Origin of the sequence: Runella sp. (assembly GCF_027484545.1) — a bacterium.
GTDB lineage: Bacteria > Bacteroidota > Bacteroidia > Cytophagales > Spirosomataceae > Runella.
Genome location: NZ_JAIXST010000051.1, coordinates 20,758 through 37,606, shown reverse-complemented (window position 1 = coordinate 37,606; position 16,849 = coordinate 20,758). Strand labels below are relative to the sequence as shown.

Genomic DNA, 16,849 nt, shown 5'->3' with positions numbered 1-16,849 from the left:
TTCCTTGTTCCATTTCCTCCATTTTACGTTTTAACCGCTTTAAAGTAAGACAATGTTCCAAACAAAGTGGATTGATTTCCCACAATTTCTACCTGTTGGAAACCTCTATTTTGTATCAGCTGAGGCAGTTTACCTTTGATGTTGTCATTGGTCGTGTAGAAATTATCAAACACCTGCACTACAAAAAACAGGAGCCTCATCAGCTTCGTTTCTGCTTTTCCCCAATCGGCAATGTGCAGTTCACCCTGTGATTTCAGGACCCGATTGATTTCTTTAAAAGAAGCTATTTTTTGTGGAGTGGTCAAATGCTGAAACACCCAGGAGGAGATAACTTTATCAAAGGTGCGGTCGGGAAAAGGAAAAGTTTTTCCATCATAAATCAGTAAGGTAATGGCTGACTTTTTTTGACTGATTTTCTTCTTGGCTATTGCCATTATTTGAGGGTCTGTATCTAAACCAATGATGACACAATCAGTAGTTTGTTCTTCAATGAGAAGCGTAAGTGTAGCGGTGCCGCAGCCAAAATCCAATATTTTTTCTCCCGCGTGCAGTTCGGCTTGCTGAATCAATCGATTTTTTACTTTCAGCTCCGGCATGGTTAGCCGAATAAACCAATCATAGATGGGAGTCAGAAAATGATATTTCAAGGCTGGGATGTACGCAGCAGGCATTTGTTTCGGGGAAAAAAATCAGTCCGTTTACGGATTTGAGCCTCGAAAATGCAGTTAAGGTTCCGGCTTTACTACTTAAACCGAAACCTTAACTGCATTTGGTCAAACTCTTCAACTTAACAAAACTTATTATCGAAACGGTTCATAAGGGTGGACAGAGTGCTTTTTCAGCAATTAAAATGTTTTCTATTCCTTTTAATAAAGCATCAGGAGTAAACGAAATGCTGTCAATTCCTTGATTGACCAGAAACTGTGCAAAAGCGGGGTAGTCGCTGGGAGCCTGTCCGCAGAGCCCGATTTTTGTTCCCGATTCTTTGGCTGACTGAATGACCATTGACAACATTTGCTTCACTGCCGCATTGTTTTCATCAAACAGACTACTGATGATAGACGAATCGCGGTCGATGCCCAGCGTGAGTTGGGTCAAGTCATTGGAGCCGATGGAAAAACCATCGAAGATTTCCGCAAACTCCTTAGCCAAAATGACATTGCTTGGTATTTCGGCCATTACATATACTTCCAAACTGTTTTGACCTCTTTTTAAACCATAGCTTTTCATCACTTCTAACACCTTGCGGCCTTCGTCCACGGTTCGGCAAAAAGGTATCATTACTTTCACATTGGTCAGGCCCATTTCATCGCGAACAATCCGGATGGCTTCGCATTCCATGCCAAATCCTTCCCGATATCGCTCATTGTAATAGCGTGATGCTCCTCGGAAACCCAGCATCGGATTTTCTTCTTTGGGCTCATACATCGCGCCGCCCATCAACTGACTGTATTCATTGGTTTTGAAATCACTCATTCTGACAATCACATCTTTGGGATAAAAAGCTGCCGCTACAGTAGCCACCGCTTCGGAGAGTTTTTCAATAAAATACTTTTTCTTGTCTGGATAATGGCGGGTAATGGCCTCAATGGATTTCTTCTCATTGCTGTCGGGCAGCGTGTCATATCGCACAAGTGCCATCGGGTGAATACGAATGGCATTGGCAATGATAAATTCCATGCGAAGCAAACCCACCCCTTTGTTGGGATAAAATGACAGTCGGAAGGCGTTGTCCGGGTCAGCCAAAATGAACATCGGTTTGGTTTGGGTAGGAACCGTACTTTCAAAGTGCAGTTCTTTTTCTTCCCACGTCAGTTGGCCGTCATAGACTCGTCCTTCATCGCCTTCAATGCACGAAACGGTAATGATCTGCCCGTCCTTGAGTTTCTGAGTCGCATCCATGGTGCCTACCACCGCGTGGATGCCCAATTCACGGGCCACAATCGAGGCGTGACTGGTACGCCCGCCTTTGTTGGTGACAATACTCACCGCTTTTTTGAGGAGAGAATTCCAATCCGGGTTGGTAATGTCAGCTACGATAATATCGCCCTGTTGGACTTTTCCTGCATCCGCCAACGATTGCACAATGCTTACCCGACCGCTTACGATAGAACGTCCGACGGCTTTGCCTTTGCAGATAGGAGGCGTTTTGGAAAGGATTTTGTATTCTTTTACGGAAATATTGTCTTTCTTTTTTTGCGTTTGTACCGTTTCGGGCCGTGCCTGTACGATAAACAATTCGCCCGTTAGGCCATCTTTGGCCCATTCAATGTCCATGGGCATTCCGTAGTGTTTTTCTATAGTATTACACCATTCGCCGAGTTTTTCAACGTCGGCATCTGAAAGACAAAACACATCTCTTTTTTCACGCGGGGTGGTAATGTTAATAATAGGTCTTTCGGTGCCAACCGAGTAAACCATCGTATTTTCTTTAGCCCCCATTCGATGCTGAATGATGCTTCGTTGCTGTGCTGCAATGGCGGGTTTGAATAGATAAAATTCGTCAGGATTTACGGCTCCCTGTACCACGTTTTCGCCCAGTCCCCAAGCGGCGGTGAGGTAAATTACGTTGGCAAAACCCGTTTCGGGATCTAATGTAAAAGCAACCCCGGCCGAACCTTTGTCCGAACGCACCATCTGCTGAACGCCCACCGAAAGCGCCACTTTCAGGTGTTCAAACCCGTTGTCGATGCGGTATTTGATGGCTCGGTTATTGAAAAGCGATACGTAACATTTCAGGATTGCTTCCAACAGGTTGCCCTCGCCTTCCACATTCAAAAATGAATCGTGCTGTCCTGCAAAACTGGCCGTTGGTAAATCTTCGGCAGTGGCACTGCTTCTGACGGCTACCGATATAGGTACCTTGTTTCCTAAAAAAGAATAGGCTTTAATTGCCCCTTTACGGATTTCTTCGGGAAGGTTTCCGCTGCCAATCAATGCTCGGCATTGAGCTCCGATTTCGGGCAGGTTGGACAGCATTTGAGTGTCTAACTCACTGATTAATTGAGTAAGAGGTTCTACCAAATTGTTTTCCTTAAGAAACAGGCGATAGGCATTGGCAGTCAGTGCAAATCCATCGGGGATTTGAATGCCAAGCGGTGAAAGCGCGCTGAGCATTTCTCCCAACGAAGCGTTCTTTCCGCCAACCGAAGGAATGTCAGTCAGTTTTATATCTTTAAATTGGGTGCAGTAGTTCATGGCGCAATTGGTTCATTACATTCGGTCGGCTATAAAGCGATTAAACTCCACTTTGAGATCCGCATAGATTTCCTTGAAGGTATTGATCTTTGCGTGGGTGGATTGGTGGTCGGCAAAAAGATGATGGTCAACCGCGATTGGATTTTCTTTTGCATAATTGGCCAGCCATTGCTCGTGAATAACGGCTTCGTGACTTAGAATATCCAACTGCTCTTTTTGGATAATGAACTGATTTTGAAAGTGCTCAATTTGTACTTTAACCTCGCTGTCTGAATTTTTGGAGGCTATTTCTTCCAACCGTTTTTGGTAGATAGCCAATTCGTCAGTATAAAATTTTGCTTCCGACAACCACAATTGATGTTCAAAATGCAAATCATCTAAGTGCCTTTTTTTCGTTTCCATTGTCTGTAAATTTATGATTGAATTGATTCTATCAAGTACCCAAATTAAACCGAGACGAATAATGACAACTGTCAGTTTAGTAAATGACTGGAAGTGGTTTGATGCGGCAATAGCGATTGACAAATAAATTAGTCGTTGGCATAGGAGTATTTGCAAAACGGGATGGACTTTATTTCATTAAATAAAGAAATCACATAAACTGCCCTTGATTTTACAATGGAAATTTTCAACATCAACCGTCGTCGTTTTCTTCAGGGAGCTTCCGCTTCACTCGCCCTCACGGCTCTTGGTGCCAGAGGCATGGATATTATCAACCCGTTAAAAACGCTCCGCGTGGGGTTGATTGGTACGGGTTGGTACGGTAAAAGTGATTTGTTTCGATTGATTCAAGTAGCTCCCGTCGAGGTGGTAGCCCTCTGTGATGTGGATAAAAATATGCTTACCGCGGCTGGGCAGTTGGTAAGTCAACGTCAAAAATCGGGAAAAACACCGCGTCTGTACGGTGATTATCGGAAAATGCTGTCTGAAAATGAAATGGACATTGTGCTAATCGGTACGCCGGATCATTGGCACGCGATGCAGGCGATTGATGCCGTAAAAGCCGGTGCACACGTGTATGTACAAAAGCCAATCAGTGTGGATGTGATGGAAGGCGAGGCCATGGTGGCGGCCGCTCGTAAATACAAGAAAGTAGTACAGGTGGGAACGCAACGCAAAAGCACTCCTCACTTGATTGACGCCAAAAAGAACATAGTAGATGCCGGTTTACTGGGTAAAATATCGCACGTAGAAATGTGCTGTTATTTTTCCATGCGGGCCAACGGTAATCCTCCCGTTCAACCGGTACCTGATTTTCTGGATTATGGAATGTGGACCGGACCGGCTCCTATGCGTCCTTACGACGGTTTGCCGCATATCCGTTGGTGGCGTACGTTCAATGAATATGGAAATGGTATCATGGGTGATATGTGCGTACACATGTTTGACACAGTGCGTTGGATGCTGAAATTGGGTTGGCCCACACGGATTAGTTCTACGGGCGGTATTTATGTTCAGAAAGAGGGAAAATCAAATATTTCGGACACACAATCGGCTATCTTTGAATACCCTGAATTGAATTGCGTTTGGCAACACCGCACCTGGGGAACCCCGAATAATCCAGATTATCCGTGGTCATTTACCTTGTATGGAGAAAAAGGTACTCTGTGGGCAAGCACGATGCAATACGACTTTATTCCACAGGGAAAAGGGGAGAAAATACACAAAGATGTAGTGTACGAAAAGGAAAAATATCCTGAAGATATTAAAGAAGAGCGCATTGAATTGAATGCCGCTCCTGCCACACGATTGCACATGCTTGATTTCTTATCGGCGATTGATAACAGTACGCGCCCGGTAGCAGATATTGAAGAAGGACACATTTCTACGGCAAGCTGCATTTTAGCCAATTTATCAATGAAAACAGGACGTCCGATTGTTTATGACCCTCAAAAAAGAGAAATTGTAGGTGATCGCGAGGCCAATGGCCTGTTGGTGCGACCGTATCGTAAACCTTGGATTCATCCGGACCCTAACAGAGTTTAAAGAAAATTTAATAAACACTTATGACCCTGCAATGAGGTATTAAGCACTCTGTCTATGATTTTTTTGTTATAACTATGTACCTCAATAAAATTTTCAGGATATGAAAAAATTAAGAAAGATTGGATGGCAAGAAAGTCCTTTCAGAATTTTTGCTTTTATTTAAGAAAATTTTCAGCACTTTATAACCTAACAGCGTTACTTTACCCTTGTTATGCCCCAATTAATTGAATTAAGTACCTTCGGCTCTGAGGAAGGCCGCCTAACCGTTTTTGAGAAAGTTTTACCCGGAGATATAAAGCGAATTTTTTATATTTACGGTGTTACCTCCAATCAGGAACGTGCAAAACACGGACACCTGAAAGCGTGGAATGCACTTGTCAGTATATCGGGAAGTTGCCGCATTCGAGTTACTCATAATCAGCATGAAGAAACATTTACTCTTGATAAACCAAATCAGTGCCTGATACTACAACCTGGCGATTGGCATATTATGGATCAGTTTACTACTGATGCCATTTTATTGGTAATTTCGAATGAGTATTATGATAAAAGTGACTATTTCTTTGAAAAACCATGATACCACATCTTAATCTTCAGCGTGCCAATCAGCCTTATCAGGCTGAAATTGCCGAAGCAATGCGTCAGGTAGCGGAGTCGGGATGGTATGTGTTGGGAAAAGAGGTAGCTGCATTTGAACAAAATTGGGCCGCGTATTGCGGTACTTCACATTGTATAGGAGTTGCTAATGGATTGAATGCCTTGGAATTAATTTTCAGAGCATTTGATTTTCCCGAAGGGAGCGAAGTTATTGTACCAGCCAATACGTACATCGCTTCTATCCTGTCGGTGACAAGTTTGGGTTTAAAGCCGGTATGGGTAGAGCCTGACCCTAAGACCCTTAATATCGACCCTCGCAAGATTGAACGAAAAATTACACCTCGTACCAAAGCCATTATGGCCGTACACCTCTACGGAAAATGCTGCGATATGAAGCCCATCTGGGAAATTGCCCGGAAACACAGTCTCAAAGTGGTGGAAGATGCGGCACAGGCGCACGGCGCTACCTATCTTGGGTTCAAGGCAGGCAATTTATCGGATGCCGCAGCATTCAGCTTTTATCCAACCAAAAACCTCGGTGCGCTCGGTGATGCCGGTGCAGTAAATACTAATGACAACGATTTGGCTCGAAAGATTGCCAGCTTGCGTAATTACGGTTCCACAATCAAGTATTATAATGACCACATTGGCACTAACAGCCGTTTAGATGAACTGCAAGCCGCTATTTTGAACGTAAAACTAAAGTATTTAGAAACTGAGAATCAGCGTCGTCGAGAGTTGGCCCGTTTTTATTTGTCTGAAATCAAACACCCGGAGTTAGTTTTACCAAGCCTGAAAACGCTTTATGAAGATGCGTGGCATTTGTTTGTGGTGCGGCATCCCAAAAGAGAACAATTTATTGACTATCTGATGGAAAGCGGGATTCAGGCTACCGTGCATTATCCGGTACCTGCTCATAAGCAACGGGCTTATGCAGAATACAATCATTTGAGTTTGCCCATTACTGAACAGATTCATAATGAAGTAATAAGTCTGCCGCTTAATCCTTCTTTGACCGACGAAGAGGCCGCCTATATTGTCCAAGTTATTAATCAATCTGTTAGTCAACCTCATGCTGCTGTCGGTTATCATTCCGGTTTATAACAGTGAAAAAACGATCAGCAAACTCGTTGAACACGTACTGGAAACACTCGATAAACAAACGCTCGAAATCGTTCTTGTCAACGACGGCAGCCGCGACCGCTCCGAATGGGTTTGTAGTCAGTTAGCCCAAAAATTTTCACAGGTCAAGTTTATTTCTCTCCGACGCAATTCTGGTGAGTTTAATGCCGTGATGTGCGGACTCAATCATGCCGTCGGTGATTATTGCGTCATGATTGACGATGACTTTCAAAATCCACCTACTGAAATTCTCAAGTTGGTGGAAGTGGCGCAAAACCAAAACTTTGATGTCGTTTATTCCTTCTACGAAAAAAAAGAGCATTCACGTTTTCGGAATTTCGGAAGTTGGCTCGTCAATCGTGTCACTACCTGGCTCTTGGAAAAACCCAGAGATTTGTACCTGTCAAGTTTTAAATTAATAAGCCTTCCGGTAGTTCAGGAAATTATCAAATACAAAGGACCTTACCCTTACATTGACGGACTGATTTTTCGCGTGACGCGCAATGTAGGACGAGTACAGGTATCGCATAATGCCCGCGAAGAAGGAGAGTCAGGTTATACGTTGCGCAAACTCACTTCCCTGTTTATGACGATTTTGTTTGGGTATTCGCTCAAACCGTTACGCTTGCTCACTGCTACGGGATTGATATTTACAGGTTTATCCGTCTTGGCTGTATTGATAGATTTTATTCTGTATCTCATTCATTCCCAATTTTTTGTACTGAATTCCATTCTTTCGGTTATTACATTTTTTAGTGGCCTTGTTCTGACAAGTTTGGGTTTGGTGGGCGAATATGTAGGGCGTATCTTTATGGTTCAGAGCGGATTACCGCAGTATGTGGAGAAGTTTGTGAGTACGAAGCAGGAATAAAAAATAAGAATTTTTAAAGTTATTTCAATGATAGGTAAGCAAGACGAATACGAACGGATGTTTAACGCAGAACGCCAATTATGGTGGTATCGTATTTTGCATCAGAAGGCAACCGCTCGTATCAAACAACATTTCAATAATCATACTGTCCTCCGCATTTTGGATGCCGGATGCGGAACGGGAGGGATGTTGATTCATTTACAGGAAGAGGGATTTAATCAAATCGAAGGATTTGATTATTCGGAAGACGGAGTGAAATTTTCACAGTCGAGGGGATTGGATGTTACCTATTTTGACCTAACGAAAATAGATGCCTACAAACCTGAAAAGAAGTTTGACGTTATTATTTGCAACGACGTATTTACCTACTTTTCGGATGCTGTTATTGTGGATGTCTTAAAGGCTATCAAAGCAAAATTGGCTCCTAACGGCATTTTTATTACCAATAACAATGCTCACGCCGCTTTTTCCGGTGTACACGACATCGTAGTGGGAGGTCAAAAAAGATTTGTCAAAGAAGACATGCAAAGACTGGCAAAAGCCGCGAATTTGGAAGTGACGTATGCCACATACTGGAGCTTCTTTCTGGCGCCTCTTATCATGGCAGTACGGGCATGGCAGCGGTTTCTGTTAAAACGAGGCCGGATTGACCTCAGCAAAGAAACATCCGATGTAGCCGTTCCGCCGTCATTGATTAATAATGGCTTGTATTGGTTAGTGAAATTGGAAGAGGGGCTCATCGGGAAAGGACCTTTTGGAAGTTCTGTTTTTGTGACTATGGCTCCGGTGAAAATATGATTTTAAAACGCTCGGATACTTGGTGGAATGGGCTATTTATCAGTAGTTTAGTGATTTTGATAACCGTCAGGTGGCAGTATCAAATCTCTACCGAGCTGGACGTAGATACAAGCACTTGGATTAGCTCCGCTATCAGTACGGCCCAATCTGAACATCCGCTATGGACACTACTGAATTTCTCAGACAGTCGCCCACTTGCCGTGTTACCTCTGGCCATAGTCGAAATGGCAGGTGTGAAAGTCGATTGGGCTTTAGCTGATGGGATTGGGGTACTGTTGTGGGTCGTGACGCTTATTTTCGTTTTCCTGATTTTTAAAAATTGGTTTTCGTCGGCCAAATCATTGCTGTTTACAGCCCCTTTACTTCTTTTTCAAACGGCTCATTTATGGCCCGGGTTTATGACCTACAACTCAGAACACCTCTGTATTCTGATGCTTACCGTAGGTTTTTGGGGAATTATGAAGATTCAGGAAAGAGTACATTCCCCTTGGGTCTACTTATTGTTGGGTTTTTGGCTGGGTTTACTCCCTTTTGCCAAGTTTCAAATCATCCCAATGGGGCTTGTTTTAGCTCTTTTTGTTGGTTTTTTTTTAATGAATGCTAAGCAATGGATTCGCTTGGCATTCTTCTCATTTGGAGGATTTTTGCCCGTTTTGCTGGTAAATTGTTACTATTATCAATACGACCATATCGAGGCATTCTGGAATGACTACTTCTGGAATTATTACTATTATTCTTTTTCTACCGTTTATTCAAAACTCGATGTCGGCTACCGTTTCAGTCCTCTTACCATGGGGCGGGCTATATTCCGACCTATCACCACTCGCGTTTTTTGGATAGTTCAATTCGTTTTCATCCTAATAGGGTTCATCGGTTGGTTTCGAGATTTTTCACGCCGCGTTGTTGTTTCTGAATCCATGGTTTGGCTTTCCATTGCATTTGCGTTGGTTAGTTTATACGCAGTATTGCAGGCCGGTAATCCGTTCGACCATTACCTTTTATTTTTGTTTGTTCCTTCAATGTTGGTGGGGAGTTTTTGTTCTTTGTATCTTTCTCCCAAAGTTTTCAATACCATTTGGACAGTTGGGCTGGTAGCAATCGCTCTGGAAGGGGTTAGAAACATACTTCTGTTTCCAATAGGCACTATCCCGCCACTACCCCAATCAGATTCAGCAATACGGAAAGCAATACAGACCTATTCTCATGTCGGAGAAAAAATGACGATTTGGGGCTACGCGGACCGTTTTTTTGTGTATGAACATCTACCGGCAGGTAATCGTCTTCCGCATTCTTACTGGATCTATACGGAGAGTCCTTTGCAAATGTATCGTCAACGAGAGTTTATTGGTGATTTGGAACAAAACAAGCCGGCGCTGTTTATGGATGCCATGGTAGAGAATGTGTCGAACATTTATCTTCCCGAAAAGCACAACTACCGGCACGATTGTTTCCCGATGATTGCGAAATATATTCGGGAACATTACACGTTGGTCAAAGAATTGGACGGAGTTCGCTTTTACAGGCGGAAAACATAAGCGATTTTGAATCTAACTGTGTTATTGGCGAAAGAGTATCAAGCGGAATGTTAAATTTGTGGGCATTTTTTAAATAAAGTATAAACGGATATTAAGCTAACTATCAAAGAGTATATGTCAGATCAAAGCACTGAATTTCTTTACAACTACCTCAATAACGCTTCTCCGACGGGGTTTGAATCGTCGGGTCAGCAGATTTGGTTGGATTACCTAAAACCTTACATTGACGAGTATATCATTGATACCTACGGTACGGCCGTGGGAGTCATTCACGGAACAAGTCCTTACAAAGTGGTAATTGAAGCCCACTCGGATGAGATTTCCTGGTTTGTGAATTATATTTCAGACGATGGCTACATCTACGTCATTCGCAACGGCGGTTCTGATGCACTCATTGCTCCTTCGATGCGGGTCAATTTGCATACAAAAAAAGGAACTGTCAGAGGAGTATTTGGTTGGCCGGCCATTCACGTACGCGATTTGGCCAAAGATACAGTACCCAAAGTGGCCGATTTAACGATTGACGTAGGGGCTACCAACAAGCAGGAAGTCCACGACATGGGAATTCATGTGGGTACGGTTGCTACGTTTTCGGATGGTTTGTTTGAAATGAACAATCGCTTCTACGTGGGTCGGGCGTTGGACAACCGCATGGGCGGTTTTATGATTGCCGAAGTGGCGCGTCGGTTGAAAGAGAACAATATCCAACTTCCCTTCACGCTGTACGTTGTCAATGCAGTACAGGAAGAAATTGGACTGCGTGGGGCAGAAATGATTGTCCGTCGTCTTAAACCTGATTTGGCCATTTGTACCGACGTAACGCACGATACGCAGTCGCCGATGTACAAGAAAAAAGAACAGGGCGATATGAAATGCGGCAGTGGCCCGGTGCTTTGCTACGGGCCTGCGGTTCAGAACAATGTATTGGAAATGATGATTGGCGTAGCGGAAAGCAAAAAAATACCTTTCCAACGCCAAGCCGTGAGTCGCTCTACGGGTACGGATACGGATGCGTTTGCGTATGCTACCGAGGGCGTTGCTTCGGCCTTGATTTCACTTCCGCTCAAATACATGCATACCACCGTCGAAACCGTTCACAAAGACGACGTGCAAAATGTCATTAACCTAATGTACGAAGTGTTGGTACAATTAAAAGGAAATGAGGATTTTAGGTATATAAAGTAAGTGCCTGATTAAACGGCTTTGAGGTTGGCAATTACTTTTTTTGTCAACCTCCTTTTAGACTCTTCCGTATAACCCGCCGAACGGGGATACAAAATGACGTTACTGAGTTTGGAGAAGGTTTGGTAGCTGCTTGCCGCTCCGTCGGAGTCAAAAATGGCAAACGATTTTTCGTCCTTATTAAGCCAATTCAAAAAAGCCTTTTCGTCAAACGTTAACCCCAATGAGGTGTTGATTAAGACAGAATTGGCTTTTTTGTGTTTAAATTCTTCTTTACCCAACAAAATGGTGTGCTTGGGCAAGTGAGTGGTGATGACATCACAAACGGCCATTAATTCATTTAAAGGTAAATACTGAATTCCCTTCTGTTCTGCTTCCGGTTTTTGAGTGCGGCCGTAATAATACACTTCCATCCCAAAATGGAGAGCCGTATTGGCCACCATGCGTCCCAAAGTTCCTAAACCAATGATTCCAATGCTTTTATGCCCCAGTTCAACGGGTTCATCGCGCCATTGATAGGTGCCGTATCCTTTGAACAGATTAATCAATTGGGCAAAAATAAACTCAACTACACCTTCGTCGCCGTAATCTCTCACTCCGCGTACCGTAATTCCTAACTCATGCGTTTTGGCAATGTCTACGTTGGCCGAAGCTTCATTGTATAAACTGCAACACATTCCGATGTATTTCAACTGCGGAGCTGAGTCAATGACACGGGCGGAGAGCGTAGTTTGCCAACTTACCAACACACAATCACTCTCCCTGATTCGCGCCATAATTTCTTCTTCCGAACTTGGATTTTCCTGATACCGTACGAGTGGATGTTTAGACAAATCGGAGATTTCCCGGATTCCTTCTTCCGTCAGGCGGCATTTATCAATAATCGTAATTTGGTTGAATAACATATTCAGTAATAAATCAAGACATTTGGCTATTTTTGTTCATCCACGAAACGGTCAAAAAAACGACCGAGACAACGACAAAATTAACCTTTTCATTACCAAACTAACTACCCACATTGACATGCTTTTTCCTAAACACTTTTTGATGAGTGCGGCGCTTGCTTTTTCGGGGCTGTCGGCTGCATTTGCTCAACCTGCTCCCATTAACTCACTGTACCAACAAACGAGCGATGTACACCATTTGATGGCCAATTACGCCGCCGACCGCGGGAGTTTAACCCGTTTTTACGTGATTGAAAACTCACCGGAGCGACGTCTGCGGTTGGAAAAATTGACGAATGATTACCTCGGACAACTTCAAAAAATGGATTTTGACAAAATGCCCGTGGATAGTCAGGTAGATTACCTTCTATTTCAGCGGAACTTGCAAGTGGATATTCGCGAGTTGACCAAAGAGGCTAATGAAGTAGCGCAAACGCAGGCTTGGTTTCCGTTTGCCGATAAGATTTATGCCCTTGAGAAATCAAGACGGCGCGGAGCATCGGTAAACGGTGAGCAAATGGCCAAAGAATTGAACGCTTTGAGTTCAGAAATAGGAGAAGCGCGTAAAACCGTGGCAAAACTGGATAAAATAGACCCTGCTTTGGCCGAACGGGCCGCCGGAACTGCCACGGGTTTGAAATCCGCTTTGAAAAGTGTCTTTGAATTTTATAATGCCTACGACCCAAATTTTACGTGGTGGGTGCCCGAACCGTACAAAAAAGTGGATACGTTGTTGACTTCCTACGCCACTTTTTTTACGAAGAAAGCCAAAACAGCGGCTCCCTTTAAAGACGACGGCAGCGGTATCAACGGGGTAGCCGTGGGACGTGATGAGTTGATTCGGCAATTAGAGTTTGAGTTTATCTCGTACACTCCCGAAGAACTGATTGACATTGCCAACAAAGAATTTGCGTGGTGTGATCGTGAATTATTGAAAGCATCTCGTGAGATGGGTTTTGGGGATGATTGGAAGAAAGCGCAGGACAAAGTCAAAAATTCCATGGTTCCCGTCGGTCAACAACCCGAAATGATTTTACGGCTGTATAACGAATCGGTTTCGTTTTTGAAGCAAAAAGATTTGATAACCATTCCGCCCATTGCGGAAGAAACGTGGCGGATGGCGATGATGTCAGCCGAACGTCAGAAATTCAGTCCGTTCTTTTTGGGAGGGGAAACGATTTTGATTTCTTATCCAACGGCCGCTATGTCACATGAAGATAAGCTGATGAGTATGCGTGGAAATAATCCTCACTTTTCGCGTGCTACCGTCCATCACGAACTCATCGCGGGGCATCATTTACAGGGTTTTATGAACAATCGTTATAAAAGCTACCGCCGTTTTCGGACGCCTTTCTGGACCGAAGGATGGGCGTTGTATTGGGAAATGATTTTGTGGGATATGAACTTCCCCCAATCGCCTGAAGACAAAGTGGGGATGTTGTTTTGGCGGATGCACCGTTGCGCCCGCATCATTTTTTCTCTCAATTATCACCTCGGTAAATGGACGCCCCAACAATGCATTGACTTCTTGGTAGACCGCGTCGGACACGAACGCGCCAATGCGGAAGGGGAGGTGCGACGTTCGTTTGTGGGTGGCTATGAGCCTTTGTATCAGTTGGCTTACATGACGGGAGCCTTTCAGTTTTATGCGCTGAAAAAAGAGCTGGTAGATACTAAAAAGATGACCTACAAGCAGTTTCACGATACGGTAATGCAACAAAATTCCTTGCCCGTCGATATGGTCAGGGCTGTGATGACCAACAAGAAGTTGAGTCGTGATTATAAGTCTTCGTGGAAGTTTTATACACCGCCAGTAGTGAAATAAAAGAATTAATTACAACCGCCTATTTGGGTGGAAAATACAACTCCCGGTGCAGTTTGAAAGCCCGGAGTGAGCTGGATTGAACTTCCTGCCCGATAAATAATGGTGTTTGGGGCTTGAATTAAGTTACTTGAATTGATATGTTCAGCAGCATTGAAACCGGTAACCGGTGAGTTCGGAATAATAGTTTTCGATAAATTCAGGATAGCAGGGCAGGGGTTAAAAACGGTAAAAGTCCGTTCTTGATACGAGCCATTCAAGCTGAAATCACCTGGCTGAATGGCTCGTACACGAACTATACCTTCCTGCCCCGTCAACGTAATTGTGCTGTCTGATAAAGTGGCCGGACCACTCACCAACAAAAATGCAATGGGTTGGCCGGAAGAAGCCGTCGCCGTTAAATGGAAAGGTGTTGCCGAAATGGATTTATCAGGAATGGCAGCAAAATTTACGGTTTGTGAATTGATAGGTCTTTTTACTCTAAACGATTGCTCAACGATGGGTGCTTCATTGTGAGTGCTGTCTCCATGTTGCGTAGCCCTGATAACAACCTGTCCGGGTTGACCAGTTAACGAAACCACATTTCCGGCGATGGAAGCAGGCCCGGAAACTAAGAAATAAGAAACTTCTAAGTCGGAACTTGACTCAGCATTTAATGAAAACGGCGTATCTGTAGTCGTTTTGTCACTAATTTCGGGAAAGTTAATAGCCTGTGACATCCCACCACAGTTTAAATTGATGTCTTTGTGGACCGTTGAGTTCAATCCCTGTTGGTCTCTTACGGTTAAAGAAATTCGGTACCAATAGGAGGCCAAACCAAGCTCGCAACTCAGTGAAGCAAGCGTAATGGTTTGAGTTTTGCCACTGTAAGAAGTCAACAAATGCTGGTGCTCGTTGTGGGCCAGCATCACTCGCCACGTGTAAATGAGGCTATCACTCGGGGTATGGTCATCGGTAACGATAGCCGTTAAGGTCAATGGATAAGGCTGATTGGCAGCAATTTGATAGAGGCTGTCAATACTGCTTCCCTGAATGGCCGGCGCTGCATTATTGATATGAACAAAGACCGAATCATAGCTTTTTGCCCCGGTTGGATCTGTGACGGTCAGTTTGACTTTGTGTGACATCAAGGTATCACTGTTGAAAACGTGATGAGTTATTAACCCTGTTTCTAAAGGACTGCCGTCATCGAAACTCCATTCATAAGTTAGAACTTCATTGCTGTCTAAATCGTAGGAATCTATGGCAGAAAAAGTAGTAACTACCTGACTCGTATCGGTTAAAGCATCCACTGTGATTTTGGCAATAGGGGCGCGATTGCCGGGTGTATACATAATTCGATTTAGCGCACCGTCATTGAAACGAACGTAATAAATGGCACCGTCTATTGGATTCAAAGCCATACTTACAATTTCACCGGCGATATTTGTTACAAAGGGGCTAACCGAAAGCACATTGTAATCGTCGTCTAATTTCACGTTGTAAATCCAACCGGCGCTTGCGTCAGCTACAAAAAAACTGTTTTGATACAGTTCGGGGTAGTGTGTTTTGTTATAATAAATACCGGCAATGGCAGAGGCACCATCCATAGAAGCAGGCCCAGGTACGTTAGATGAACCAATATCATAAATTATATTGTTTTTTTGTGCTCTACCAGGGTCATTGCCACCATAAGTACGATAATCTATTATCGGTAAAGTGGGATTGGTAGGTAAATAATCCAAAGGACGGTTGGTGTCCTGATAGGTCATTCCTTCGTAATGAGGCCAGCCGAAATTTTGCCCGCCCTGCGAAACCACATTAAATTCTTCTTTATCGGATTGACCTACGTCAGCTACTAAAAAATCGCCGGGGTCATCGGTATGGTTGCCCGTCAGGGGTATGTGCATGATTCGGAAGGGATTGCGCAACCCCAATGCCCAAACCCGTGAGCGAGCCGAACGAGGATTTGCTTCGTCGTAAAATGGATTGCTTGATAGACCATCGCCCGTATCAGGGTCAAAACGTAGCAATTTACCACAGTGTGAATCAATCAGTTGTGCGCGATTGGAGCCAATATTCTCAGCTTCTTTCATGATGTGACTTGCTAATGCTGACTCGTAGTAAGAGTTAGGATGACCGCCATTGTCATCACTGCCGTAAATCGCCCCATCGCCCGTGGAGAGCAGTAATGACCCATCCGTGCCAAAAACTAACGTGCCACCCATGTGAGCAGGAAAAGTAATGGGGATACCGGTAGAGTCAGATTCGCCAATTAAAATTTTAGTATCCGGACTTTCATAGTCGGTGATGGGTGATGGATCATTTGGATTTACCACCTTAAAACGCTCTACGCGCCCCATTGAAGCGTAGGGCGTGAAATTTGTATTTATCGGAATTTGTCCCGGATCAACGGAATAATACACGTAAAAGCGACCATTAGTCATATAATGGGGGTCCAACACAAAGCCCAGCATTCCTGCATCTCCTTCCTGATAGACTTTGGAAGAAATGTCAAGCATCAAATTGGAAGAATCAGGATGGGTAGAGCCTGAAAAAACCTTGCCGCTTTTGGTCCATAGGTACATTTTACCAACGGGGTCAAAAGTAACCCCCACGATGCTTTCTAACACTTGAAGGGAAGGGTTCCAGATTCCGCCCAAATACTCATCGGTAAAATCTGGCAATGTTTCCTGGCCATAAATGGTGTTTGAAAACAAAAGAAGAATTAACCATTTCAAGATTCTTTTTTGAACACCAAAAAAAGAAGGGACAACCATTTTACAGCTATTTTGTACAAAAATATGTACGGAAT

13 protein-coding genes are annotated in these 16,849 nt (G+C 43.9%); 8 read left to right on the top strand and 5 right to left on the bottom strand.

Annotated elements, in window-relative coordinates; all coding sequences use genetic code 11:
• Positions 1-23 precede the first annotated feature (23 nt).
• From Q0081_RS04685 to Q0081_RS04675, 3 genes are all read right to left on the bottom strand, one after another.
• Complete coding sequence (locus Q0081_RS04685) at positions 24-671, bottom strand: class I SAM-dependent methyltransferase (protein ID WP_298349873.1); 648 nt, start codon at positions 669-671, stop codon at positions 24-26.
• Positions 672-813: 142 nt separating this feature from the next.
• The gene (gene ppsA / locus Q0081_RS04680; protein ID WP_298349871.1) at positions 814-3,198 is read right to left on the bottom strand and encodes a phosphoenolpyruvate synthase; all 2,385 of its coding nucleotides are present in this window, start codon (positions 3,196-3,198) and stop codon (positions 814-816) included.
• Positions 3,199-3,213: 15 nt separating this feature from the next.
• Positions 3,214-3,600 (bottom strand): hypothetical protein, encoded by a 387-nt coding sequence (locus tag Q0081_RS04675; protein ID WP_298349869.1) that lies wholly within the window; start codon positions 3,598-3,600, stop codon positions 3,214-3,216.
• A 216-nt stretch (positions 3,601-3,816) separates the two neighbouring features.
• On the opposite strand from Q0081_RS04675, the gene Q0081_RS04670 reads away from it, so the two are divergent.
• From Q0081_RS04670 to Q0081_RS04640, 7 genes are all read left to right on the top strand, one after another.
• The gene (locus Q0081_RS04670; protein WP_298349868.1) at positions 3,817-5,184 is read left to right on the top strand and encodes a Gfo/Idh/MocA family protein; all 1,368 of its coding nucleotides are present in this window, start codon (positions 3,817-3,819) and stop codon (positions 5,182-5,184) included.
• 211 nt (positions 5,185-5,395) lie between these two features.
• A complete protein-coding gene (locus Q0081_RS04665) occupies positions 5,396-5,761 on the top strand; it encodes an FdtA/QdtA family cupin domain-containing protein (protein ID WP_298349867.1) in 366 nt (121 codons plus the stop codon).
• Positions 5,758-6,885: a DegT/DnrJ/EryC1/StrS aminotransferase family protein gene (locus Q0081_RS04660; RefSeq protein ID WP_298349866.1), complete on the top strand. Its 1,128-nt coding sequence runs from the start codon at positions 5,758-5,760 to the stop codon at positions 6,883-6,885. Before Q0081_RS04665 ends, Q0081_RS04660 begins: the two co-directional genes overlap by 4 nt.
• The gene (locus Q0081_RS04655; protein ID WP_298349865.1) at positions 6,854-7,774 is read left to right on the top strand and encodes a glycosyltransferase family 2 protein; all 921 of its coding nucleotides are present in this window, start codon (positions 6,854-6,856) and stop codon (positions 7,772-7,774) included. Before Q0081_RS04660 ends, Q0081_RS04655 begins: the two co-directional genes overlap by 32 nt.
• Before the next feature lie 27 nt (positions 7,775-7,801).
• Positions 7,802-8,572, top strand: a complete 771-nt coding sequence (locus tag Q0081_RS04650) for a class I SAM-dependent methyltransferase (RefSeq protein ID WP_298349864.1) — start codon at positions 7,802-7,804, stop codon at positions 8,570-8,572.
• Complete coding sequence (locus tag Q0081_RS04645; protein WP_298349863.1) at positions 8,569-10,107, top strand: hypothetical protein; 1,539 nt, start codon at positions 8,569-8,571, stop codon at positions 10,105-10,107. The genes Q0081_RS04650 and Q0081_RS04645 overlap by 4 nt, the downstream gene beginning before the upstream one ends.
• Positions 10,108-10,221: 114 nt before the next feature.
• Positions 10,222-11,292, top strand: coding sequence for a M42 family metallopeptidase (locus tag Q0081_RS04640; RefSeq protein ID WP_298349862.1), 1,071 nt, complete (start codon positions 10,222-10,224; stop codon positions 11,290-11,292).
• Positions 11,293-11,300: 8 nt separating this feature from the next.
• Here the strand turns inward: Q0081_RS04640 and Q0081_RS04635 are convergent, their stop codons facing one another.
• Positions 11,301-12,194: an NAD(P)-dependent oxidoreductase gene (locus Q0081_RS04635; protein WP_298349861.1), complete on the bottom strand. Its 894-nt coding sequence runs from the start codon at positions 12,192-12,194 to the stop codon at positions 11,301-11,303.
• Positions 12,195-12,312: 118 nt separating this feature from the next.
• On the opposite strand from Q0081_RS04635, the gene Q0081_RS04630 reads away from it, so the two are divergent.
• The gene (locus Q0081_RS04630) at positions 12,313-14,058 is read left to right on the top strand and encodes a DUF885 family protein (RefSeq protein ID WP_409034045.1); all 1,746 of its coding nucleotides are present in this window, start codon (positions 12,313-12,315) and stop codon (positions 14,056-14,058) included.
• A 5-nt stretch (positions 14,059-14,063) separates the two neighbouring features.
• Here the strand turns inward: Q0081_RS04630 and Q0081_RS04625 are convergent, their stop codons facing one another.
• Complete coding sequence (locus Q0081_RS04625) at positions 14,064-16,775, bottom strand: PQQ-dependent sugar dehydrogenase (protein WP_298349860.1); 2,712 nt, start codon at positions 16,773-16,775, stop codon at positions 14,064-14,066.
• Between the last annotated feature and the right edge of the window lie 74 nt (positions 16,776-16,849).